21 protein-coding genes are annotated in these 24,947 nt (G+C 45.4%); 6 read left to right on the top strand and 15 right to left on the bottom strand.

Features of this window, described 5'->3' with window-relative positions:
- Positions 1-154: 154 nt before the first annotated feature.
- The 12 genes from phnE (ACED45_RS10390) to ACED45_RS10335 all read right to left on the bottom strand — a co-directional run bounded on the left by phnE (ACED45_RS10390) (position 155) and on the right by ACED45_RS10335 (position 13,648).
- Entirely contained in the window at positions 155-958 is an 804-nt protein-coding gene (gene phnE, locus ACED45_RS10390; protein WP_371713954.1) for a phosphonate ABC transporter, permease protein PhnE, read from the bottom strand.
- Entirely contained in the window at positions 958-1,782 is an 825-nt protein-coding gene (gene phnE, locus ACED45_RS10385; protein ID WP_327784507.1) for a phosphonate ABC transporter, permease protein PhnE, read from the bottom strand. The genes phnE (ACED45_RS10390) and phnE (ACED45_RS10385) overlap by 1 nt, the downstream gene beginning before the upstream one ends.
- Entirely contained in the window at positions 1,770-2,540 is a 771-nt protein-coding gene (phnC, locus tag ACED45_RS10380) for a phosphonate ABC transporter ATP-binding protein (protein WP_146490348.1), read from the bottom strand. Before phnC ends, phnE (ACED45_RS10385) begins: the two co-directional genes overlap by 13 nt.
- A 129-nt stretch (positions 2,541-2,669) precedes the next feature.
- On the bottom strand, positions 2,670-3,710 hold the full coding sequence (gene phnD / locus ACED45_RS10375; RefSeq protein ID WP_008216587.1) for a phosphate/phosphite/phosphonate ABC transporter substrate-binding protein: 1,041 nt from the start codon (positions 3,708-3,710) through the stop codon (positions 2,670-2,672).
- Between the two features lie 255 nt (positions 3,711-3,965).
- A complete protein-coding gene (locus ACED45_RS10370; RefSeq protein ID WP_215402906.1) occupies positions 3,966-5,186 on the bottom strand; it encodes a glycerophosphodiester phosphodiesterase family protein in 1,221 nt (406 codons plus the stop codon).
- 258 nt (positions 5,187-5,444) lie between these two features.
- Positions 5,445-6,797: a sigma-54-dependent transcriptional regulator gene (locus ACED45_RS10365; RefSeq protein WP_285954712.1), complete on the bottom strand. Its 1,353-nt coding sequence runs from the start codon at positions 6,795-6,797 to the stop codon at positions 5,445-5,447.
- Entirely contained in the window at positions 6,794-8,767 is a 1,974-nt protein-coding gene (locus tag ACED45_RS10360; protein ID WP_371713966.1) for an ATP-binding protein, read from the bottom strand. Before ACED45_RS10360 ends, ACED45_RS10365 begins: the two co-directional genes overlap by 4 nt.
- Positions 8,768-9,066: 299 nt before the next feature.
- Complete coding sequence (gene dgcA, locus ACED45_RS10355; RefSeq protein WP_371713953.1) at positions 9,067-10,053, bottom strand: N-acetyl-D-Glu racemase DgcA; 987 nt, start codon at positions 10,051-10,053, stop codon at positions 9,067-9,069.
- 57 nt (positions 10,054-10,110) lie between these two features.
- Positions 10,111-11,118 (bottom strand): N-acetyltransferase DgcN, encoded by a 1,008-nt coding sequence (gene dgcN, locus ACED45_RS10350; protein ID WP_371713952.1) that lies wholly within the window; start codon positions 11,116-11,118, stop codon positions 10,111-10,113.
- A 91-nt stretch (positions 11,119-11,209) separates the two neighbouring features.
- The gene (locus tag ACED45_RS10345) at positions 11,210-12,115 is read right to left on the bottom strand and encodes a LysR family transcriptional regulator (protein ID WP_371713951.1); all 906 of its coding nucleotides are present in this window, start codon (positions 12,113-12,115) and stop codon (positions 11,210-11,212) included.
- A gap of 96 nt (positions 12,116-12,211) precedes the next feature.
- Complete coding sequence (locus ACED45_RS10340) at positions 12,212-13,048, bottom strand: SGNH/GDSL hydrolase family protein (protein WP_371713950.1); 837 nt, start codon at positions 13,046-13,048, stop codon at positions 12,212-12,214.
- Positions 13,049-13,135: 87 nt separating this feature from the next.
- Positions 13,136-13,648 (bottom strand): RNA methyltransferase, encoded by a 513-nt coding sequence (locus ACED45_RS10335; protein ID WP_371713949.1) that lies wholly within the window; start codon positions 13,646-13,648, stop codon positions 13,136-13,138.
- Between the two features lie 275 nt (positions 13,649-13,923).
- Here ACED45_RS10335 and ACED45_RS10330 point away from each other — a divergent pair, with 275 nt between their 5' ends.
- Positions 13,924-15,585 carry a methyl-accepting chemotaxis protein gene (locus ACED45_RS10330; RefSeq protein ID WP_146490331.1) on the top strand — a complete coding sequence of 554 codons (1,662 nt, stop codon included), beginning with the start codon at positions 13,924-13,926 and terminating at the stop codon, positions 15,583-15,585.
- A gap of 114 nt (positions 15,586-15,699) precedes the next feature.
- On the opposite strand, the gene ACED45_RS10325 is transcribed toward ACED45_RS10330, so the two are convergent.
- The gene (locus tag ACED45_RS10325) at positions 15,700-16,569 is read right to left on the bottom strand and encodes a LysR family transcriptional regulator (protein ID WP_060981068.1); all 870 of its coding nucleotides are present in this window, start codon (positions 16,567-16,569) and stop codon (positions 15,700-15,702) included.
- 264 nt (positions 16,570-16,833) lie between these two features.
- Between ACED45_RS10325 and ACED45_RS10320 the strand changes: the two genes are divergently transcribed.
- Positions 16,834-17,181 carry a DUF3316 domain-containing protein gene (locus ACED45_RS10320; RefSeq protein ID WP_017111515.1) on the top strand — a complete coding sequence of 116 codons (348 nt, stop codon included), beginning with the start codon at positions 16,834-16,836 and terminating at the stop codon, positions 17,179-17,181.
- 153 nt (positions 17,182-17,334) lie between these two features.
- Here the strand turns inward: ACED45_RS10320 and ACED45_RS10315 are convergent, their stop codons facing one another.
- On the bottom strand, positions 17,335-18,972 hold the full coding sequence (locus tag ACED45_RS10315; protein ID WP_371713948.1) for a methyl-accepting chemotaxis protein: 1,638 nt from the start codon (positions 18,970-18,972) through the stop codon (positions 17,335-17,337).
- Positions 18,973-19,231: 259 nt separating this feature from the next.
- On the opposite strand from ACED45_RS10315, the gene ACED45_RS10310 reads away from it, so the two are divergent.
- Complete coding sequence (locus ACED45_RS10310) at positions 19,232-19,657, top strand: DUF3010 family protein (RefSeq protein ID WP_017069797.1); 426 nt, start codon at positions 19,232-19,234, stop codon at positions 19,655-19,657.
- Between the two features lie 103 nt (positions 19,658-19,760).
- Here the strand turns inward: ACED45_RS10310 and ACED45_RS10305 are convergent, their stop codons facing one another.
- The gene (locus tag ACED45_RS10305) at positions 19,761-20,660 is read right to left on the bottom strand and encodes a DMT family transporter (RefSeq protein WP_371713947.1); all 900 of its coding nucleotides are present in this window, start codon (positions 20,658-20,660) and stop codon (positions 19,761-19,763) included.
- A 124-nt stretch (positions 20,661-20,784) separates the two neighbouring features.
- Between ACED45_RS10305 and ACED45_RS10300 the strand changes: the two genes are divergently transcribed.
- The 3 genes from ACED45_RS10300 (at position 20,785) to nhaC (ending at position 24,945) form a co-directional block, all read left to right on the top strand.
- Complete coding sequence (locus tag ACED45_RS10300; protein ID WP_371713946.1) at positions 20,785-22,212, top strand: aminotransferase-like domain-containing protein; 1,428 nt, start codon at positions 20,785-20,787, stop codon at positions 22,210-22,212.
- A gap of 119 nt (positions 22,213-22,331) precedes the next feature.
- Positions 22,332-23,336 carry a LacI family DNA-binding transcriptional regulator gene (locus ACED45_RS10295; RefSeq protein ID WP_019821382.1) on the top strand — a complete coding sequence of 335 codons (1,005 nt, stop codon included), beginning with the start codon at positions 22,332-22,334 and terminating at the stop codon, positions 23,334-23,336.
- Between the two features lie 145 nt (positions 23,337-23,481).
- Positions 23,482-24,945: a Na+/H+ antiporter NhaC gene (gene nhaC, locus ACED45_RS10290; protein WP_146490327.1), complete on the top strand. Its 1,464-nt coding sequence runs from the start codon at positions 23,482-23,484 to the stop codon at positions 24,943-24,945.
- The last annotated feature ends 2 nt before the right edge of the window (positions 24,946-24,947 follow it).

Raw genomic sequence — 24,947 nt, 5'->3', positions numbered from 1 at the left:
TACGCCCTTCTAACAAGGTCTCAGGTCACTCAATAGACATAAAAAAACGACCGCTAGGTAGACCGAAGTACCTAGGGTCGTTTGAGCTTCAAAATGCTAGATAAGCTCTTAACTTTGACGCATCACACAAAACACGCTGCATTGCACCATCTGTCTAAATAAGCTTGTTACGGATGTGGATCACCGCCGCTTCTGCAACGATAACCACTGCAAAAATACTCACCAATACCATCGACACTTTTTGCCACTCGAAAAGGTTCTGCGCATCGTTTAGCACCACACCAATACCACCAGCGCCCACCAAACCTAGTACCGCAGACTCACGCACGTTGATGTCCCAACGGAATAACACGATTGAGTAGAACGCAGGCATCACTTGTGGCCAATACCCTTTCAGCAGAATACTCATCCACGAAGCGCCCGTTGCGCGTAAAGCTTCAACAGGCCCCATGTTCACTTCGGCAATGGCTTCCGCTAACAGCTTCCCTACAAAGCCGATACTGCGAATTGCAATTGCCATGATGCCTGCGAGAACACCGGGGCCAAACAGTGCGATAAACAGTAGTGCCCATACCAATGAATTCACGGAACGTGAAGACACGAGGAAGAATTGAGCAACCCAGTTCAACGCTTTATTTGGAGTAATGTTTGGTGCATTCAACAACGCCAAAGGAATCGCAAACACCAAAGTAAACAGTGTGCCCAACGTCGCGATATGTAAGGTTTCAATCATTGCAGCGTGGATCGATTCTGGGTAGAAGCCGTAGTCCATTGGCACCATTCGCTCGAACATATCCGCAAATTGAGCGGGCGCGTCATAAAGGAACTCAGGAATCACTTCCACCGTCTGCCAAGACCACACGATGGCACACACAAGACTAAGGTAAACGGCAAATCGAGCCACACGTTCGTTGGGTGTAAAGCGCTGCCACTCTCTATCGATAGATGCAGTTGTCATTAGAAGATTCTCCTAACAATGTTGGAAAGAAATTCACCGACCAGAATCAGTGCGATAATGGTGATCAAGATAGCGGCAACGAAGTCGTAATCGAAACGTTGGAAGGCAGAGAAAAGTGTCCCGCCAAGGCCGCCCGCACCTACGATGCCCACCATGGTTGAGTTACGTAAATTCGAGTCCAACTGGTAGCTAGCGAAGCCAATAAAACGAGTAAACACCTGCGGCATCACGGCATACAGAATCACACTGATAAAGCTAGCGCCGGTCGCTTTAATTGCTTCAACCGGTTTAAAAGAAATCTCTTCAATCGCTTCTGCAAACAACTTGGCGATAAAGCCAATCGATGCGAACACCAAGGTCAAGATCCCAGCCAGAGCACCAAAGCCCACCGCTTTCACAAACAAGATGGCGATGATCACTGGGTGAAAAGAACGGCACAATGCAATAAAACCACGGATTGGTGTTGATACAATTGACGGCATCATGTTTCTCGCAGCAAGCAAGCCTAAAAATAGCGAGATAACGATGCCGAAGAAACTTGAGATAATCGCGATCTGTAAGCTCTCTGCTAAACCACTTAACAGCAAACTAGTACGCGAAAAATCAGGCGGAAACATTCTAGATAGTAATCGCTCACTTTCACCAAAGCCGATGATCAAACGATCAAACGTTAGCCCTAATGTCGAAAAGCTGTAGAACAGGTAAGCAATAATGCCAGCGATAATCGCACGGTTCGTCCATGACACCTTGAACGGGTTTTCGTGCTTCGCTGGCGACTGGTTTGACGGTACGCTTGGCGATGAACTTGGGTTTAATCCAGCCATGATTCACCCCCATAGATAATTTTTAGATCTTCCTCAGAAATACCTTCAGGGCTACCGTCATAATGTACCTTACCATTACACATGCCAATGATACGTTTAGCATAACGCTTAGCTAGGTTCACATCGTGGATATTCACCAATACAGGAATGTTTTTCTGTTCTGCAAATGTCTCCATCAACTCCATGATCTCAACCGCGGTTTTCGGGTCAAGTGATGAAGTAGGTTCATCAGCAAGAAGAATATAAGGGTCTTGCATAACTGCGCGCGCAATGCCAACACGCTGTCTTTGACCGCCCGACAAGCTGTCTGCACGTTGATTTGCAAAGTCTTGCAGTCCAACAAACTCCAGTAACTCAAAAGCCTTCGCTAAGTCCTCAGCAGAGTAGTTACGGCGCCACGCACTCCAAGCGGTCATATAGCCTAAACGGCCACTTAACACGTTCTCGATAACCGTTAAACGCTCTACCAAGTTGTACTCTTGAAATACCATGCCGATATGACGGCGCTGTTTACGAAGTGCTTGGCCTTTTAGTTGAGTCAGGTCTGCGCCATCAAAAATGATTTCGCCTTGGCTTGGATCGTTAAGTCGGTTGATACAACGCAGAAGCGTACTTTTACCAGTACCCGATGGACCAATGATCGCGATAATACCCGGCTCATCGATATCTATATTAATGCCTTTAAGGATTGGCTTGCCTGCCACATACTCGTGGAAAAGGTTGTTTATCTTTATTCCTTCATAGCTTGCTACGGCCATACTGCATTTCCTTGTGCGAATTTTAGAATGATCTATGCCCTACCCGCGAGGGCATAGATTTTTAGTTGAGGTAAGTGTTTTTAAAGGACTAAGTCTTTCTAAAACCTAATCTTTTAACAGAGAGAAGAATTAACCGTTGTTTGCTTGTTTCGCTAGCTCAGCGGCTTTTTTCTTTGCGCGTTTAGCGGCGTCTTTTTCAGCCAGTTTTTTCAGACCTGCTTTGGTATAAGCCGTACCTGTCGCATGGGCAATGTCACGAATCACGTCCCACTCTTCTTTGTAGCTGATTGGCGAGAAACGGTCTGCACCTTTGAATGATGCACTCATCTCTGGAGTAAAGCGGTAGCTAAAGAAAGCTTCGTTAATCTTCTCTACTAGCTCTGGCTTTAAATTATAAGCGTAACCGAAAGCAGACGTTGGGAAACGCGGGCTGCGGTAGATGATCTTCAGTTCAGAATCGTCGACACGGCCAGCAGCCACCATACGATCGTATACATCAGATGCCACAGGTGCTGCATCATAGTCTCCGTTGAATACACCGAGAATCGACTGGTCATGCTTACCCGAGTAAAGTACTTTGTAGTCTTCATCTGGCACTAACCCTTTAGCAGGGAATAGTGCACGAGGAGCTAGGTTGCCAGAGTTTGATGATGCAGAAGTGTGTGCAACCTTTTTGCCTTTTAGATCAGCCATAGTATTGATACCGCTGTCTTTGCGCACAATGGTGATCAGGTTGTAGCCTTGGAAGCCAGACTCATCGCCCTTCACAGCAATAGGAACGTAACCCGCTAGGTTAACCGCGTAGCCAGTTGGGCCCGTAGAGAAACCAGCTACGTGCAAACGACCAGAACGCATCGCTTCTACTTGTGCAGAGTTCGAGTGCACCGTGTAGTAAATCACTCGCTTACCTGTGATTTTACTTAGGTGAGCTTGGAAGTCGGCAAACGCATCTTTGTATAGCGCAGGGTCTTCTACTGGTGTGTAGGTGAACACAAGCGTACTTGGGTCATTCCACTCGTCTGGATTTTTTGGTGAATCTGCCACCAAATCTTGGTTTTCATCACAGTATCGATCGTCTAACACACCACGGCTAGAGCAGTCGCTTGCCATAGCCATTGAAGGAAGTAGCAATGAGCTAGCGATTAACAGTCCTTTAACACTGATTTTCATATTCAAACCTTACTTTTACTTATTGTTGAAAGTCGCCTTCACTATTGCAGCCTTTATGCCATATTTTTATTTATTTAAATTCAACAACTTAATGAAGAAGTCAAATTCAACAATCTATTTTGAGTCATTCATGTCCAACCCAAAAGATTACATTTGGGTCATTTCTGTCCCATCAATTTTAACGGTAAAAAAAGAGCCCGGAGGCTCTTTGGTTCACTACTTTTTCTCTTATTATTCTTCAATAATCCAGATAACTTAGGCGTCGCTGTCCATGCAGTTTGCGTAGTAAGTTACCGTTGCAGGCCAGTCACTGAATACGCCCATCACACCTACATCTTGTGCCAGTACATCGAGCATTTTCATCATATCGCCATCATTGTTTATGCCATCTTTCACACTCTTGTAGTACCAACCGCCTCCTTGCGCGAGTGGGCCTGAACGCTCAAGTGTCCATGCGATAATCTCAAGATCTGCATCCTTAGCAAGCTTCGCGTAGTTTGACGCAACCAATTCGTTATTCTTGTCTAGCTCAACCAAAGCAAACAGAGGTGGCGCGATGATATTCACACCCGCATCGTGCAGCTCTTTCATGTTCTCCACAGACGCAACAAAGTCCGCTTGCTCATAAACACGGTCATCAAGATAAACGGCTTGTTTTCCGAACTTCGGTGTTTCTTTGATCCAATACTTCACATCATCCAAGTTGAATGACTGTAGGTAAGTCTCTGAAGGCTCAAAACCTGCCTCTTTCAGTTCATCCACTAGCTTTTGCGCGTACATTTCTTGGCTGAAACCATTGAAAGGCATTTCGACCGCTGCTGATTTCAATTCAGGCGTTACCTTCACGCCGTGCTCTTTAAATAGTGCTGCACTTTCTGCGTGCGTCATCAGTGTCCCTGTTTGGCTGTAAAGGTCAGTTCTCCAACCCGGTGTGCCATTCATGTACTCTTCGACAGTGGTCGCTTTCGGATTCGCGCCATCCATTTTCCCTTTGAGCGTCTTAAACTCTGCCAACGTGAAATCAGAAGTACGACACTCAACCTGAGCATCTTCACCTGTCGCTGGGTTCGCTGGTTTAAATGGAACTGAACATTTCTTAGCGAGATCAGGGTGTGCCAAGACATCTGTTGTGGTGTGCAGATCACTTTGCGAGTGACGGCATACCAACGCTTTATCTTTAGTAAAAGTGACATCACACTCAACGACACCCGCCCCCATCTGAATCGCCGCTAAGTAAGATTCCTTAGTGTGCTCAGGAAACTGCATTGCAGCTCCGCGGTGCCCAATAGAAAAATCGCTACGATGAAAAGGCCCTTCGCTACAACTCAGCAGCTTGGTTTTCAAAGGGCTCTCATCCATATTGTTGACTAAAAAGAGGGGACGAGGTCCTAGGTTTGCTGACTCTGTAGCTGCCCATGCTGTCATTGAGCTAACGCCAATTATCAGAGCAATCGAACCTTTCAGTATTTGCTTCATGTTTATATCTCCTTGCAACAAGCAATTATTTTTCCAATTTCCTGAATCCGGTCATTTCTACTTTCTGTTAGATGACCTCATGTGGGCTGATGCCACAATGTAGGGATTGCACGCTTTGTGCCAAATATTAAAACTCTTTTATTACAATTACTTGAAACCGTTAGTCATTCAACTAAATGATAAATGGGTCATTGTTGTCTTGTGCTTTTTTCTTCTGGTTTTGGCTTTAATTTGCTACTTGATAACCAACTTCGCGAGTTAAGCCTTGAAGCTCTCTTTATCTAATTGATGTTTCTTCATTTTTCGATAAAGCGTTTTACGTGGTAGATTCAGCTTGCTCGATACCTCATTGATATTGCCAGCACTCTCTATCAACGCTTCGGTCAGTACATTTCTCTCGTACTGCTCCATCTGCTTTTCAAAGGCGAAGTCTTCTCCTGTTGATTCACAAATTGGCGATTGAAGATCAAAGCCATCTCCCACAATACCGAGCACAAATCGATCGGCAACATTGCGTAATTCACGTACGTTCCCAGGCCATTCGTGTCGACACAACTGCTGTATCTGCTCAGGGTAAATCGTTGATGGGCGTGTCTTGTATTTATGGCTCGCTTGAATCACAAAATGACGGAACAACACCTGAATGTCCTCCTTGCGTTGGCGCAGCGCCGGAAGATTTAAGCTCGCAATGTTGAGGCGATAGAAGAGATCGGCTCTGAATTGACCGGATTCACTGAGGCTTGCGAGATCTGCTTTACTCGCGGCAACCACCACAATATCGACAGGTATCAATTCATTACCGCCCACACGCTCGATCACTCGTTCTTGAATCACGCGTAGCAACTTAATCTGCACTGCAATCGGCATACTTTCAATTTCATCGAGAAACAGAGTGCCACCATTGGCTTGTTCTATTTTTCCGATGCGTTTCTTATTGGCACTGGTAAACGAGCCCGCTTCATGACCAAACAGCTCACTCTCAATAATGCTCTCTGTCATGCCACCACAGTTTATTGCGACAAACGGCTTTGCCTTGCGACGACTAAACTGATGCAAGGCGCGAGCAATCACCTCTTTGCCAGTTCCAGTTTCACCATTAATGATGGTATCGACGCCAGTATAAGAGAGCGCAAGCACTTGCTTACGTATGGTGTCCATCGCTTGGGATTGCCCGATAACCACAGATTCAATCGGTAGTTCTGTATCCTGATCGTCGTCTAACGTTGCAGGGCTGTTGTGCTGACACTGTGCCAACGCCAAATCGAGCTTTTCCACCAGCTCACTGGCGTTAAGAGGCTTTTCTAGAAAATCGAACGCACCCAACTTCATCGCCTCGATTGCCATCGGAATATCACCATGCCCGCTCATCAGTAATACCGGAATATTGGCTGCGCGATGTTGGATTGAGCTCAACAACGTAAGCCCGTCCACTTGTGGCATCCGCACATCACACAACACCACCGACTGACTGTTTGCTTTGAGGGACTTTAGGCCAAGGTTTGGGTCAGTAAAGCTCGTGACACTAAAACCCTCGAGTTCCAACATTTCACTCACGGCTTCAACGACGTCGGTTTCATCGTCGATAAGAACTATGTGTTTTTCTGAAGTCATGAGTCTGTGCCTTTTGGTAGAGTGACGATAAAAGTGGTGCCTTGGTGTTCAACCGATTCGACGTGAATCGAGCCGCCAAAGTCTTTAATTATGTTGTATGCAATAGACAAACCGAGTCCGAGTCCTTTGCCTGTGGTCTTGCGGGTATAAAACGGATCAAACAGGTAAGGAATATCTTCTTCAGGTATCCCTAATCCATTGTCTTTAACTGATATCTGAATGGTATTCAGGTGCTCTTGAGTGGAGATGTTAAGCTGAGGCAGAGCTCTATGTTCAACGGCATCCAACGCATTACTGATCAAATTCACCAACACCTGCTCCAAGCGAATGCTATTGGCTCGAACCATTTGATCGCTTTGTGGCGTATAATGAATCAACACCCTACTTTGCCGAGTTTCAAAGAGGTCGATCGCATCACCAATAACCGTATCCACCTCGACGTTATCAATTTTGCCGTCACTCTTGCACGAGAATGCCTTCAAGTGACGTGTAATCGCAGCCACTTTATCTAGTAAGATCTCGATCTTTTTCAGGTTCTCTTCTGCTCTGTCTGGCCTTTGCTTACCTAACCATAATTGAGCACTTCGAACGTGACTGTTCACGGCCGTTAATGGTTGATTGATCTCGTGAGTAATACCCACACTTAACTGCCCCAACGCGGCCAGTTTTCCAGCTTGAATGAGCTCGTCTTGAGTAACACGCAGCTTGGCCTCGGCTAAGGTACGCTCTTCCACCTCAGCCTCCAATTTGCGGTTGGTTTGCTTTACGACTTTGGCTGTGGTTTGAAATACCTTTAGGTACTTCGCCATTTGCGTCACTTCATCTTTGCCACGAATCGCGACTTCGGTATCTAAGTGGCCAGTCGAAATCGCGAACATGTTGTCTTTCAGCTGTAATAGCCTTTCTAAAATACTCTTGCGCACGTAGAACCATGAGATAGCTGCGGCAGCTAACACACTAAAAAGAGAGAGAAAAAGTGACAAACGTTGGTTCGATTGCAAAGAGTGTTGCGCCTGCTGAATCGACTGATCAATATTGCGGTTCACTTGGCTGGTGTTACGCTCGATTTGCACTGTTAACTGATTCAAATGCTCACGGCTGTTTTGCAGGAAATACTGCTCTTGGTAAAGATGATCGAGCGCTTTGTTTTTCAGCCCATACAAGCTGCTATCACTTGAGGCTAGGTTGTAAATTACGGTGAGTTGGTGATCTAATTGGGGAAATTTGCTTCTTAAATCACCATTTACCCAAAGCTGCCACCACTCTTCTCCAACCTGCCCTAGTCGTAAGCTGGTGTAATCCAACTCATTAAAGCTAGAGTCGTTATACAGCTTTTCGACCAAGCCTAATTGGTAATACAGCAGGGATTTTAACTGCGTGTATTGGATCTGGTCTTTGGCTGATTCAGGTAAACTATCGAGTGAATCACTGGCTTGTTGCAATAGAGGATAAAAGCCTTCAAGCAAATTACGAAGTTCTTGATTGAGTTGTTCTGACTCAATCTCACTTTGATACAACAGGCTCAGACTATTATTAACTTGGGCGATAAGATCTTTAAAGTAGGCGTGATAATCAGGGAATTGAACCATAACGCTATTCATTACTGATATAGCCTCTTCAATTTTAAGCATCGCCTGTTTGCGCTCTAAATTGGATTCTGCGTCACTGAGTTGTGATGAGGTGGTGATAATCACTCGCACCATGTCGTTCAAGCGAGCAGCGTTATCTAAAGCAGGGATTTCACTCTCTTTTAGCTCAACAAGGCGTTGATTTAGGTTATCAAAAGTGAAACTGGAGACGACCGAAAGGAAGATGGTGGTCATCGATAACATGGCCAACGCCAACACCAAACGCAGCTCTATGCCTTTCCAGCCGAACCACTTACGACGCGGAATCTTGATCGGAAATGGACGTTCAAAACGGTCCTTGTTGTCTATCACCTCTGAGACACGACTACTCACTCGCCCCACCTTCTTCTCATCAAAAACCAACAGTAAAGGTCAATGATTCAATCAGTTAGGTGGTTAGCCCGACTTAAAGCCACTTCAAATAGTTTTAGTGAAACTATGAAAACAAGAGTAATCATTAACATTTCACATAAAACACCATAACAATTATTTTATAAACCCTAGGTTGTCTGTTTTGAGAGAGAAGAAAGTGACTTCGCCGACAGAAACGTGATTACTCTATCAATACAAAAAATCGCATAGGCATTCACCTATGCGATTTCATCAGTATCACTTCAATTTAGTGGTCGAGACTCAACGAGTTAAAGAATGATCATCCCATCTTGATAAGTCAGTGCTGGCGACACGTCTTGACCAAGTAATACAGGGCCATCGAGGTCGACGATTTCCGATTGCACCGCGATAGGCAGCGCTGCACGCATTGCCAGTGAAGTGCCAAGCATACAGCCAGACATCAGAGTAAAGCCAAGCCTTTGCGCTTCTTCGGCCAGTGCTAATGCTTCTGTCAAACCACCGGTTTTATCAAGCTTGATGTTGACCATTTCATACTTACCCAACAACGAAGACAGTTGAGAAGTGGTATGGCAGCTTTCATCAGCACACAGTGGGATAGGATGCTTGATGTGTGCCAGCGAGGCATCATGCTGTTGTGGTAAAGGTTGCTCGATCATCGCGATATCAAACTCAGTCAGCTGATTGAACAACTCTTCGAGGTTCAACCCTGTCCAAGCTTCATTGGCATCCAGTAAAATTTTAACTTCTGGTGCTGCTTCTCGGACAGCGCGTACACGCTCTACTACTTGCTCACCATCAAGCTTAACTTTTAGAAGTTTCGCACCGTTCGCTACATAATCTCGAGCTTGAGTTGCCATCGCTTCTGGTGTGCCAATCGAGACTGTCATTGCGGTAACAATCTGCTTAGGTAACTCGAACAAGCTATTCGGAAAGATCTGGTCGTTCTGCTGCGATTGATAATCCCAAAGCGCACAATCGATAGCATTACGCGCAGCGCCTCCGGTCAATGAAGACTGAAGATGATCTCGTAATTCTTCAGGGTCGCTCATGCCACGCTCAAAGGCCATTTCAAGAGAGCTAGCAGCTTGTTGAATTTGCGCCAGCACAGACTCCGATGACTCGCCATAGCGTGGGTAAGGCGTACACTCACCTTGCGCTTGTTTGCCGCCATGTTCAATGTAAACACGAACAACGTGACACTCAGTACGGCTGCCTCGAGATATTCGGAAAGGCGTTTGCATCGCGATAGTAATGGGTTCTGCTGTAATCTTCATAATTTCACTCGGTTGATGTTCGCTTTAACAAATGGAAACGTAGAAATGATGAAACCGTTAAAGTGAATGTCGCAAATGATCAGTAATATGTTGTACACCAAAACGAACTGGATCCGTCACTGGTACTTGATAAAGTGTGGCCCATTCTTGGCACAATACCTCAGCATCTTCAATGCTAATTGCTGATGTATTTAAACAGATGCCAACCAGTTGTACGTCCGAGTTCGTAAGTCGCGCAGCTTGCAAGTTAGCTTCAATGGTCTGTTCAATCGTTGGCAATTTCGCATGAGGAAGGTTGCGAATATGTGGTCGCCCTACTTCGTGACACAACACCAAAGCATCGGCTTGTGCACCATGCAATAAACCCAAACTCACGCCCGCAAAAGACGGATTGAACAATGAACCTTGGCCTTCAATGATGTCCCAATCGTGATTGGTAAATTCAGGGCTAATCGCTTCGACCGCGCCGGAAATAAAATCCGCAACCACAGCATCAATCGAAATTCCGCTGCCTTCAATCAAGATACCGGTCTGTCCTGTCGCTTTGAACTGAGCAGATGTTCCCGCTTGTTTAAGCGATTTTTCAATGGCCAACGCCGAAAACATTTTACCTACTGAGCAATCTGTTCCTACTGTTAGAAGACGCTTACCTTGGCGAGACTTGCCATTACCAACATTCAGGTCACCATCAAAATGGCGTACATCATGAAGCTTAGTCAATCCTCGCTGTTGCATGTCAGCAAGCGGTGAAAATTCACTCAGTCGTTGGTGCATTCCAGATGCAATCTCAAATCCCATTTCTGCTGCTGCCAATATGGTTGGCTGCCACGAATCAGGAATAACACCGCCAGGGTTTGCTGTACCAATCACTAGCGTTTTCGCTCCCTGCGTTTGTGCCTCTTGTAAGGTCATATCCGTCAAACCAAGAGAAACTGTCTCTACTGTTAAACGCAGTTGGCCGAGACAGATTTCTGGTCGCCATTGGTGAATACCACGGGCTGTTTTTGCGGCTAATGGGTCAGTAACATCCCCAAGAAAAAGAAGGTAAGGTTGAGCGATAGACATGAGCATTCCTAATTAATAAGTCCTTGTATGGAATTACTTTAATTAAGAAGTTAAAGGCTGCCGAATACCTATTTATCGGCACCCTATAACCTTAGGTTATAGGGTAAATATTGCTCTTGAATGAAGTGATGAACTGCTTAACAGAAATAGACTGAGGAGTGTGCTCTGCGCAAAGTATAGAAACCGAGAATTGAATATCAGGTTGCAATGGCAACACACAAATCGACTCATCGTTTTGATAGTGCTCCGCAGTCCAAGGGTCGACAATCGCAAATCCCGCTTGGTGCTTGACGAGCTCTGCCGCTGCGCTATAGCTACGAACTGAAATAGGGTGATGATAACGGCTATCACGAGCAGAAAGATTCTGATGGAGAAGCAAACCAATAGGGTCCCTGCTATCAAGCCCAATGATAGGCAAAGAGTGTTCGATAAGTTCTTCGAGGGTCGGCGCTTCAGATAACGATTCAACCATACCTGCAGGAGCTAGCACCTTAAGAGATTGAACCAACAACACTTCACTTAATATCGCGGGCGGCGTTTCATCGCCAAAAGCAATCGCAATATCAAGTTCATGCTTGAGTAAACCTTCACACAACTCATCTCGGTTTGCGGTCAGCAACTCAAACGAAAGTCTTTGTGTGCCGGACTGTTGATCCCGTGACATCTGGGCTACTACCGGAGTCAGCAATTTGGTGGCAAGGATAGGAGGCGCCCCAATACGTAAGTGCTGTTGCCCTTGTTTAACTTTATTGGTCAAAGAGCGAAATTGACCTAATTGCTGATACACCTTCTCGGCTTCTGGCAGTAGCGCTTTGGCTTCAATGGTAGGAACTAAACGCCCTTTCACCCGTTCGAATAATCCAAACCCAAGCTGCTGCTCAGTATGAGCAAGAATACGAGTAACGTTGGGCTGAGAAACATGCAGATTACGTGCAGCACCAGATACCGTGCCTGTCTGCATAATGGCGTAAAAGACTTCCAGTTGTCTTAGGTTCAAATTAATGTCCTTATAGCTCGCGAAACAAATATAGGAGTTAGATTTTTTGGTATTGGCTAAGCTGTCTATCTGTTTAATTAGCTACTTTACATGAGTTTATTTTAATAACTCTTCTATCGTAGATTGAAGTACCTCAGCCCAAGCTTGATAAGCCTTAGCATTCAAATGCAAATCATCACACGAGTATTCATTAGAAAGAAGTCCATTCGGCGACAATACTGAATTCACATCTAAGAACGCGATACCTTGCTGATCGCAGTACTCGCTTATTTTTCTATTGAGCCGTTCAACCGACGGATTCAACCCTTGCAGTTTAGAGCCAACATAAAGCGTTGATTGCACCAAGATTCGAATATCGTTTTCTTGCCACACTTCAAGCATATCAATGTAGTTCTGGTAGATATGGTCGACATCATAACCTTGCGCTAAATCGTTTATCCCTGCCATAAAACACACTAGCTTTGGATTCACATTCAACGTGGTGTCAATACGTCGCAACATACCTGATGTGGTATCTCCAGCCAAGCCGCGGTTAACCATAGAAATATCACGGAAAATATCAGCCCATGGCGCCCACTCAGTAATCGAATCGCCAAACATCACTAGATCGGCTTGAGGTGAAAAATGGCGATGATTGTCGGATGTCATGATGTAACGACTCATACTATGACCACGCTGTTGGATCTCAGATTGGATAGCGACAGCGCTTAGAATCTCACTATCCGGCGTTGTGTCATCAAATTGAGCTAGCAACCCTTCGATATGTGGCTTTAAAGGGCTAAGACGAGTACTCAGCTGATGGTGTTCTTTAAGGGAAGATAACCTCTCTAGTAATACGTACAGAGAGCTGTTTTGACCAACTTCTTGAAATAACTGATATAGATCGAGGACAGGGTGTTGCTGCAACGCGGCAAGTAATTGCTTGTCTTCCATGGTGTTATCTAACCCTTCAATTATCTAGTGATGAACTCAAGATAATATCCGATTGCGTACGGGATAGATAACACTAGAAGCAGAGATTTACTTTTCTTTGATTAGCAGATGATTACGATTATCACGGCTTTTCTTAATCAGCTCGTTGCTCTCATCCATTTCATCGGATTTCGCAAGGCGATCATAAAGCAACACGTTCACCGTCGCAGCCAAGTTCATGCAACCAACTGTTGGTACGTACACCACGTGATCCGCTCTATCGGCAACATCTTGAGAAATAGAACCATCTTCAGGGCCAAAGATATAGATAGCGTTTTCTGGGTGTTTAAAACGCGGCAGTGGTGTTGCACCTTCTGCTAGTTCCACACAAATGATCTTAGTTTCAGGATCAAGATTGTCTAAAAACGACTCAACACCGGTCAACGGGATGGTTCGCGCAGCACTCTTGGTATCGGTGTGAAATTTAGCGGCTTTTTCGTAGCGTTGCCCTGTGTATTTAACTTCGTCGACTTGGTAACAACCAGCCGCGCGCATAACAGCACCAACGTTTGTCGGGCTCTTTGGGTTAGTTAAACCAATAGTCACATGGCTTTTGTTCATGAATCTTTCTCACTTAACGAATAGACATAGCAGGGTGCTACAAAGCGTCGCATTCTAACAAAGCAGAGTCGAATTCAAAAGCATCGATACAAACTCACTTTTTCGCCCTTAAGCCTCTAGTTGCAAGGCTTCTCACCAAAAAAATCTAACCGTCATCATATTTATAAAACAAAAACACGCTAGGGTAACAATTAAACAACAAGCCCATTTACATTTTGAAACCACATTAATAATGTGTTGAAAATTGCATGAGACAATCACACAGGAAGCGTGACATGACCCTAACCATCAAAAACCGCCTTTATATTCTCTCTTTCATTCCACTGCTATTGATGGCAATCGGGATGATGAGCGTGACGTATATGAAGAGTACCGAGCTAACCGCACAACAAGTAGAATCGACGCGTAGCAATATGATGGCGATGAAAGAAAAGGAACTCAAAGCGTATCTGCAAATGGCTCAATCTTCTATCAGCCCGTTCTTGGAAAGAGGTGCAACATTAGAAGAAGCCTTACCGACATTAAGAACACTCGAATATGGCGAGTCTGGCTACATCTTTGGCTACGACTCTAAAGGCGTTCGAGTGGTTGTTGGACAAAATAACGATGGCATTGGTAAAAACTATTACGACCTACAAGACAAAAAAGGCAATTACCTGATTCGCGACCTAATCAAGAACTCGAAGCTTGGCGAATTCACCACCTACTACTTTCCTAAACTTGGTCAATCTGAAGCCCTACCAAAACTCAGCTACTCGATATTCATTCCGCAGTGGGACTTAATGCTTGGTACGGGGTTTTATACTGACGACATCGATGCGGTCATTGCAGAAATGAAAGAGAGCTCGAACGCTGCACTACAAAGCTCACTGACTGCCATCGCTATTTTCTGTGGATTAATCGCCCTTGTGGTTGCCGTGTTTGCAGTAGCAGTTAACCGAACAATTATGAAGCCACTTGAGCAGTTTGACCGTTCAATCAGCGCATTCGCGAGTGGCGAAGCTGACTTAACCGCTCGAATGGAAACCTTCAAAGCGCCAGAGTTCACTAAACTGAGCGAGAACTTCAATGCCTTTGTAGCAAGCCTGCAAACCATCATTCGCAGCGTAAGTGATGTGGGTCAGCAAGTAGTAGCCGAGACATCTAGCATGTCTTCGCGCGCTGCGCAGGTTGACGAAATTGCCACAGGGCAACGTGAAGAGACAGAACAAGTTGCAACGGCGATGACGGAGATGACCACAACGGCGCAAGAAATCTCAAGCAACGCAAGTCAAGCGGCCGATTCAGCGAAACTTGCAGAGGGCAACGCAAAAGAAGCGCAGCAAATAGTGAACGCAGCTGCCGATTCGGTTGCAGGCCTGGCGAGCGAAGTATCAGAAGCCAACACCGTGGTGTCTCGTTTAGAGGGCGATGTGCAGAATATCTCCTCTTCGTTGGCGGTAATTCAAGACATTGCAGAGCAAACCAATCTACTCGCATTGAATGCAGCAATTGAAGCAGCCCGAGCAGGTGAACAAGGTCGTGGGTTCGCAGTTGTTGCGGATGAGGTTCGTAAGCTTGCAAGCCGAACTCAAGAGAGCACGGGCGACATTCACAAGATGATTGAGCAGCTCAAAGCCGCTTCAGACGCCGCGGTAAAAGCAATGGATTCAAGCCAAAACCGTAGTGCTCAAACGGTGGAAGAAGCAAACGCTGCTGCCGCGGCGCTGGCGAAAATCCAAGAGTCAATCGATACCATCATGGACATGAACTCGCTTATTGCTACAGCAACTGAACAGCAAAATATTGTGGGCCAAGAGATATCTCAACGCATTGTGGTGATTTCAGATCAAAGCTCGCAATCGGCTGCACTAGCAAACCAAAACCGTGCAGGTAGCCAAAACCTCAACAGTCGTGCCAATGAGCTGTACCACTTGGTGGATCGCTTCACAGTCTAATGTCGAGCAGGTGAACACTCCTCAACGTTCAAAGCTATCCTCTCTAAAGTAATCGGGCTTCAGAATCTCTATTCTGAAGCCCGTTTTTTATCGGTGGAGGCTTTAGGTCATAAACTAATCCAACTGCTCAGAAAGGAAGTCCACCAGCAAGCGCACCTTAGAAGATAAGTTACGATTCTGTGGATAAAGTGCCCAAATACCCTCTTTGTCATCACGATAATCAGACAACACTTCAACCAACTCACCAGACTCAAGGTCTTCACTCACATAATATTCTGGTAATTGCACTAAACCGATGCTTTGCTTGGCTGCATCTAGCAAAGCCAAACCACTATTGCACTTGATACGTCCATTAACTCGCACTGCTCGTGGGCGTTTGTTTTCTTTAAAACGCCAATGCTCAAAGCCACCCACTAGACATTGGTGGTTACTCAGCTCCGAGAGTGTATGAGGCTCACCATAGCGTTCGATGTACTCAGGGCTAGCACACACATAAAGTTGTCGTTGAGATAGCTTTTTGGCTACGAGGCTAGAATCTTCTAATCGACCGAGACGAATTGCTACATCAACACCTGAGTCGATAAGATCAAGCTTTTGGTTTGTTAACATAAGTTCTAGTTCAACTTGCGGATACAATTTTAAAAACTTATGCAGAATCGGAGCCAGTTGACGTTCACCATAAGTCACTGGTGCCGTGACTTTCAAAAGCCCTTTTGGGGTGGATTGCATTTGAGTAACAGCAAGCTCAGCAATTTCTAATCCTTCAACCAATAATTTACATTGTTGGTAATAAAGTTGTCCGGCTTCAGTTAGAGAGACTTTACGTGTAGTTCGATTCAATAGTTTGACCGCTAGGCGCTCTTCTAAGTTAGCCACTCTTCGGCTGATTTGAGCAACTGACGTAGCAAGCTTCTGCGCCGCTCCCGTAAAGCTTTCACGCTCCGCCACGGCAACAAACTCACTTACCCCTTCCCAATTGGCCATACTTTTACCCTATGTTTAACGATGGTTACCCATACAGTGTATTGAAGATATATATCAGTGTCACCTTACTTGATATGCGTTACGCATAAATATTCGCTAGCCACAACTGATTAAAATAACGCCAACCAATACCTGACATTTCTCAAAACTCCTTACTGAACACTAACAAAATCGTATTGTCCTCTGACACTCATCCAACCACTTAATTGGTAAGTTGGTTCTGTACCGGAACACAGGTACTTCAATAAAGTAAGGGGTACTCCTATGAAAAAATTAATCATACTTGCGTCAACTCTTGTTCTCAGCACTACAGCGTTTGCAGCAACTAAAACAACGATTCAAGAAACAACGCTAAAATCTGATACATTTGTTACTGAAGCGGAAGCATACGATGCAGGCACGAACCTTATGGATGAGTTAAGCGCAAAAACACCTTTTGAGCTTTCAAGAGAACTGCCACAGTTCCAACAAACAACCAAATACGATTCGTTCAAGATTGATGATGCGAATATGGAAGTGAAGAAAATCACTAACATGAGCGGCGACACCCACTACCAAGCGAACGTAAAAGTTGACTACCGTTACACATATAAAGACGGCCGTAGCAGCTAATACCGAACGATTAATTAGGTCTCAAAACCGACCTAGCATCTAAAAGAAAGCCCGTACTCATTGAGCACGAGCTTTTTTGTCGTTCAGCGCTGATTAATGGAATTCAAACGAACAACCAGTATCAGCTCATATTCGTCTGTTTAGCTTTGAAAATTAAACTTCAAACTGAGAAACAAGGCTATCAAGCGCTTCACACTGTTCTGCCAACGCCATACATGCGTTCTCAGCACTGCTCGCCATCTCTACCATTTGCATTGTGCTTTCTGCGATACGTTGGACGTTTTGATTCACTTCTTCCGACACTTGAGATTGCTGGGAAGCCGCTGTGGCAATCTGCGTGTTCATCTCATTCATCTTGCCAATTGAGTTACGAATCTCACTCAAGGAAGACGCCGCCGTTCCGGCTTGAACAATGGTTTTCTCGCCACTCACTTTGCTTTCAGTCATCACGCCAACCGCATGTTTCGCACCCACTTCTAAGCGTTCAATCATTGATTGGATTTCACCGGTGCTGTCTTGAGTTTTGCTCGCAAGCGCACGAACTTCATCGGCCACAACCGCAAAACCACGACCTTGTTCACCCGCACGTGCCGCTTCAATCGCCGCATTCAATGCCAACAAATTGGTTTGCTCTGCAATGCCTTTGATAACTCCCAAAATAGAAGCGATGTTCTTCACATCGGTATCCAACTCTTGAACCACACCACCCGCATTTTCAATATCTTGCGCTAAACGCTCAATTGAAGTGACAGTTAAACCTAATGTAGTATCCGCAGATTCCACTTCATGGTTTGCTACATTGCTTGCTGTGGCCGCATCCAGTGCGTTACCGCTGACCACTTCACTGGTCGCTTGCATTTCATGTACTGCCGCAGCCACTACTTCACTTTCTTGTTGTTGATTAGCAGAGAAAAGAGCAACACTTTGAGTCAATGATTTGATGTTTTCCATCTCTGAACGAACCGCATTTGACGCTAAGATAACTTGCTCAACTGTCACGTGAATCTTACCGACAAATTGATTAAACGCAGAGCTCAAACGTGCAATTTCGTCATTGCCCTCAACATGCATACGCTGTGATAAATCGCCGTCGCCAGAAGCAATCTCGCTCATCGCTTTTTCGACATTTTGAATTGGACGAATAATAAAACGATTCGACAGCCACATCGCAAACAACGCTGCTAAGATAGCAACCGCCATACCCACTTCAATGATCAACTTACTTGATTCAATCGAATCGTCGGCTTGTTGGCGAAGCTCTTTCTGCTTCAGTTCAATCAGAGTTCGGATATCACGCAGTTGCTTACGAATAGTTGCAAACTCAGCATCTAATGCAGGTGAGTAATCAATATTGTATTGGTCTGCGTTTGCTGGATCAGCGAACATTGGCTCGTGCAGTGCCACCCACTTGCTCATCGCATTAACAAGCTTTGATAACTCATCACGTGAAGATGGATCCAACACGCCCGCTTGATATAAGGTTTCAACACTTTGAAAACGAGGAACCGCTTTGTAAGCGTTGTCTTTAAATTCAAACTTTTGGTACTCGATCGCCGCTTGGTCTTTAGCAAGCAACAGACCTTGTGCCGAAGCGATAATCTGGTAGATATCTCGGTAGCCATCTTCTAGGTTATCTAGGACTGGCTGAACCACATTATTGAGCTCGTTATTAATCGCAGCTTGAGCATTTGATCTGATAACGTTGAGCACAGTAACAGTAGAAAAAACAATCACAATCACAAACAGCGGGATCGCGATTTTACTCTTAATCGAAAGATTATTGATATTCATTGGGATTAATAACCACACTTCAAATAGGGATGCGCGCGCAATATACAGCACACATATGAAGTCTCGCTAAGGATTTGTGAGCCTCATCTCATAGCAAACGATATCGTCAAATTTCGTGGTGATTATTCGACCATAGCTCAACTCCCAAACGTTAAGGCATGCTCTGATTTAGACTTATTTTCCGCTGATACACGCAAATACTGGAGAAGTGTGAGAAATAACACCATAATGTAGGGCTCTAAAATAAGTAGGTAAGAACATGAAAATTTGTGGTGTTGAAATCAAAGGTAACGATGCAGTCATCTGTCTTCTTTCTCTATCAGATGGTGTATTTAACATTCCTGATTGCCGAGTTTCTAAAGTTTCAATTAGCGACGCAAACGACACACAGAATATGAAAGACTTTCAATTCTCTTTTGCAAAGTTAATGGAAGATTACCAAGTAGATAAAGTTGTAATTCGTCAGCGCCAAACTAAAGGCAAATTTGCTGGTGGTGGCTTTGGTTTCAAACTAGAAGCAGCAATTCAACTGATCGACGGCCTAGACGTAACCGTTGTATCACCGGCTGACATCAAAGAGAGCCTTAAACGTAACCCTCTAATGATGAAGTTCAAAGAAACTGGCCTTAAACAATACCAAGAAGCGCCGTTTACTACGGCATACGCTTGCTTGATGAAGCGCTAATAAAAAGTCGCTAGCCAATATTTGATACAGAAAGAGCCTGAATATTCAGGCTCTTTTTTGTTTCTAGTAATCAGCTTTAAGTAGAATTAGTTTGCTATACAGACTACCTCTCTAACGCTGTTCGTCTGCGGACCTTAATTAACTCCGGCTTCCTCACCACCAAATACACAGCTGTTGCTGACAACGCGAAGCCCATTGCCCCGTAGAAGTCGAACGATTCCCCAAAGATGAGCCAGGCTTGAATTGCTGTCGTCGGTGGCACCAAGTAAAACACTGATGCCACACTTGAAGATGCACCGTGCTCTACCATGTAAAGCAGCAAAAGGATTGCAACACAAGACAGAACAACCACCAGCCAGGTTAGAGTCAACGTGAATTCTACAGTCCAGTTCACTTGCATCGTTTCGTAACGCATTGCGAACGGTAGAAACAGCGCAGCAGAAGCCAAGTATTGGACCATCGCACCGCCGACCATATCTGTCCCCTGACAAAAACGCTTCTGATACAGAGTGCCGCAGGTAATACCCACTAAAGAAACCAAACACAATAACGTTGCCAAGCCTTTTTGGTCGTCTGACTGCCATTCAATATTGCCCATCAACACCAAACTGATACCCGCAAAACCAAGCGCTAATCCCAACCACTGTGCAAAATTAAAACGCTGAGAAGTACAGCTGATCATAATCAATGCGGTAAGAATCGGTTGCAAGCCAACAAGTAGAGAACTCAGCCCGGCGGGCATACCCATATCAATCGCCAGATAGGTGCCACCAAGGTAGAAACCATGAATCAAGATGCCGACCACACAAGCGTGGAAGAATGCTCGACCACGAGGGATACGACGCTTAAGGATTGCAATCAAAACCAAGAACAGCGCCACGTTGGCTGCCATCCTCAGTGAAAGTAATGTTGCGGGTTCGGCGTATTCCACACCAAGACGTGCGCCGACAAAGCCTGACGACCACAATATTACAAACACAAACGGAATCATTTTAATCAGCATTACAAACCTCTAGTCAACTCTTCATCAATGCTGCTACCTTAGTTGGGTACAGATAACTAATAAAGACACAGATATAACACTTTAAATGGTTACAGATTAAAAGTGAGCAACGAGGGAGAATAACGTGGAAGCAGAAGTCAGCGGCAATAAATACCTTGCTACCGAACAACATATTAAGGCTCAGATCGATAAAGGACTCTTTCATCCAGACGATCGCCTTCCCTCAATTCGTCAGTTAAGCGAACAGCTTGGCGTGAGTAAAAATACCGTGATTCGTGCCTACCAAGAACTGGAAGCGACAGGCTGGGTTTACTCAGTACCTAAATCTGGCTATCGCGTGAAAGCACCCAACACCACAAGCTGGGATTCGCCAAACCAACCTCAAAAAGTTGACCTGTTGTCGGTCACCAAGTCTGTACTCTCTCGTCCAAAAGGTCGTCTGAAGTTGCTGGCAGGCTCAGCACACCCGAACATCAATAACCCTGCGATTCGTAGCTTGTACGCCGAAATCGGTCGGCATAGCCGTTTGCAAACTCAGCTTCCCGGTTATTACCAACTGCCTCCTGGAGATGAGCAGTTAGTAAAGCAATTGTTAAAGATCACCCATGATCTTGGTGTGCCTGCGGGATCGAAAGAGATTGCGATTACTCATGGTGCTCAACAGGCGATCAGCCTGGCTCTGCGTGCGCTCACCAAGCCCGGCGACATAGTGGCCGTCGAGTCACCATGTTACTTCGGTAATCTACTTTTACTTGAGTCGCTTAGCTTGCAAGCCCTTGAGATTCCAAGCAGTGTTAGCCACGGTATTGATATTCCATCACTACAGAGCGCGTTAGACAAATGGGAAGTGAAAACCTTACTGCTAACGCCAAACTTTACCAATCCGACAGGCTCTAGAATGCCTCTTGCTAATCGAAAAGCCTTGTTGGAGATAACCGGATCTTTGCCTATTATCGAAGATGATGTTTTCGGCAGCTTAGCGTTTGACGCACCAATTGCCAGCCTCAAAGAGCTTGATGATCAAGATAGAGTTATCTACGTCAACTCATTGTCTAAAACCTTAGACTCACGCTTGCGAGTCGGCTGGCTACTATCCGGTCGTTACCAGCCTTTGATCGAAAAGTACCTCTTGTGCGACAACATGGGGAGTTCCAACCTAATGCAATCGGCAGTGGGGCAGTTCCTCACCACAGGCAAATACCGCAGTCACCTTTCGAAAATGAAACGGCTTTACCAAACCAATCAAAAGCAATTCCAAAGCCTTTTAATTCAAGCATTGGATAGTCACCCTCACCTTGTCGAGCGCTACCACTTATCAAGACCTGAAGGCTCTTTTTTAAACTGGATAACACTGCCTGAGTCAGTCGATAGCTACGCGGTCTATCAAGACTGTTTAAAGCATAAGTTGGGGATTTTACCCGGCACAGTGTTTGGGACGAATGACCAATATAAACATTGCCTTCGCTTCACTGTCGCCAATATTGAAGAGAGCAAAGAGTGGAAAGAAGGGGTAGTGACACTAGCGAAGATAATCGCTAAGCATACACACTAGAGAGTGTCAGGCCTGCCCTAGATACCGTGATAATCATGAATAAGGTTTGACCTTATTAACATTTTTAACAGCAAAGATTCGCTACACTCTCAGCCTTTCTATGCCTAGCGGAGTCCGACGTGGCAACTATCAAAGATGTAGCGGCACTTGCCGGAGTTTCAACAGCAACCGTTTCACGAGTAATGAACCGTACCTGCTATGTCGAACCAATCACGTTAGAACGTGTAGAACGAGCAATCAAAGAACTTAATTACCATCGTGATGCACGAGCAACCGCTCTGGCGAATAGAAGTAGCAACACCTTAGGTTTATTAACCGGCAATTTAGCTGACCCTTTCTTTGCACTAGTTGCAAAAAGTGTTGAAGAAGTTGCCCGAACCAACGGCTATCAACTGGTTGTAGTTAGCGGCGGCCACAATGCTCAGCGCGAGAAAGAAGGTCTCGACTTTCTTATCAGCCAAGGCTGCGAGGCGATGGTGGTTCACTCAAAAATGCTCGATGACGCGACGCTATTACGCTACACCGCTCAGTTACCCGCGATGGTACTGCTCAACCGCACCATCGCCCAAGTATCGAACCGCTCAGTATGGGTAGACAATAGACTAGGCACTCAAGTATCAGTGCAACACCTGATCAAGCTTGGGCACAGAAAAATAGCTTATGTGTCCAGCGACCTGCCCATTCAAGACAGAACCGATCGATTGGAAGGCTACCGAGAGGCCATGAAAGCGGCCAATATCGAAATACAACCCAACTGGATCATCAGCCAAAACTTTAGTGAGTCAGGCGGTGAAGCGGCTGGCGACATTTTGGCGAGTCAATGTCCTGAGGTTACCGCAGCTGTCACCTTTAATGATGTGATGGCCGCAGGCTTAATGACCAGCCTGCAAGACCAAGGTATCTCTGTACCCAACGATATTTCGGTGATCGGCTTTGACGACGTCTTACTCGCTCGCTACCTTTATCCTCGATTAACCACAATGCACAATCCTATTGATGAAATGTCGACCTACGCAGCCAACCTCGCAATTAAGTTAAAGTCAGCGGGTTACGTACCGCCAACACAACATAAATTCGAAACAACCTTGGTTGAAAGGCAGACCGTTAAGCCAATCAAGCGCTAAAATTAGACAAAACGTGACCGAAATCTCATGTACGAACCTCATGTAACCGCTTACATGAAAACAGTATTGAAGTCTCACTTTCAATGCTAGAGCCCACTTATTATCCACTCCGAACAAACCCTACATTCACCTGAGGACAACAAATATGAATAACTCAAAGCCTCTACCATCGTTCGGATTAGCACTAGCACCTATAGCCGTTATGTTTGCGTTGCTTGCTATTGGATACGGTGTTTTAGGACTTCGCATTGAAGTGCTACTACTGATTTCTGCAACTTTCACTGCATGCATTGCTTGGAAAATGGGCTATAACTGGGATGACATCATCAACGCCATTGTTGAGAAACTTGCTAAAGCCATGCCCGTCATTTTGATTTTAGTTTCCGTAGGCGGCCTCATTGCCAGTTGGATGATCAGCGGCACCATCCCATACATGGTTTACTGGGGGCTTAAAGTCATCAGTGCTGAATACATCCTGATCGCCGCATTCTTCGTAACTTCTATCGTCTCGGTATGTACTGGTACTTCATGGGGTTCTGCAGGTACGGTTGGTGTTGCATTGATGGGGGTTGCGGCAGGTTTAGACGTGTCACTTGCTGCCGCAGCGGGTGCTGTTGTATCTGGTGCTTACTTTGGCGACAAGATCTCGCCTCTTTCTGATTCCACAAACTTTGCACCTGTCGTTTCAGGCACCACACTGTACGAACACATTCAGCACATGCTTTACACAACACTACCGGGGTTTGTGATTGCTTCTGTTGTCTTCTTCTTTGCAGGACAAAGCGCTGATGTGGCAAACATTGGTCAGCCAGAGAAAGTAACGCAAATCCTTGCGGGGCTAGATAGCCTTTATAACTTCAGTATCTTCCTTATCATCCCACCAGTTATGATCCTATGGGGTGCATTAACTAAGAAACCCGTTCTACCACTAATGTTAGGAGCTTCAGCACTAGCGATTGTACTGGGAATGGTTCTACAAGGATTCTCTCTACAACAAGGCTTCCAAGCTTATGTCGACGGCTTCAATGTTTCATTGTTTGAAGCAAAAGGAACAGTGACTGATGGGCTAATCCCAGACGTATCAAAACTGCTTAACCGTGGTGGCCTGTTCTCAATGATGAGCACCATTCTACTGGTGTTCTGTGCCTTCTCTTTCGCTGGTATTTTAAGCCTGACGGGCGCGTTGAATGTGGTACTGGGTCGATTCCTACATCTCATCCACTCAACAGGCCAACTTATCGCATCAACTGTGATTGCAACCATCACAGTAGTCTTCACGACCTCTGACGGTAAATTAGCACTTCTTATTCCAGGCGAACTGTTCCAAAACGCTTACCGCAAGATGGGGCTCGACACCAAAAACCTATCTAGAACCATCGAAGATGCAGGCACAATCATCGAACCACTGGTTCCTTGGACTGCGGCAGGTATTTACATGGCAAGCACACTAGGTGTTGCGACGCTAGATTACCTACCTTGGGCAATCCAATGTTACACCGGTGTCGTTTTCGCTCTGATTTATGGCTTCACTGGGTTTGGTATTGCACGCGCAAAGCCTGAACAGTCAGAAAACTCCGTAGAAACTTTTCTAGCTCACAGCACTAAATAAGG

The organism is Vibrio crassostreae, from assembly GCF_041439375.1.
Taxonomy (GTDB): Bacteria; Pseudomonadota; Gammaproteobacteria; order Enterobacterales; family Vibrionaceae; genus Vibrio; species Vibrio crassostreae_D.
Note: the sequence above shows the minus strand (reverse complement) of the source record. Positions and strands in the feature narration are given on the sequence as shown.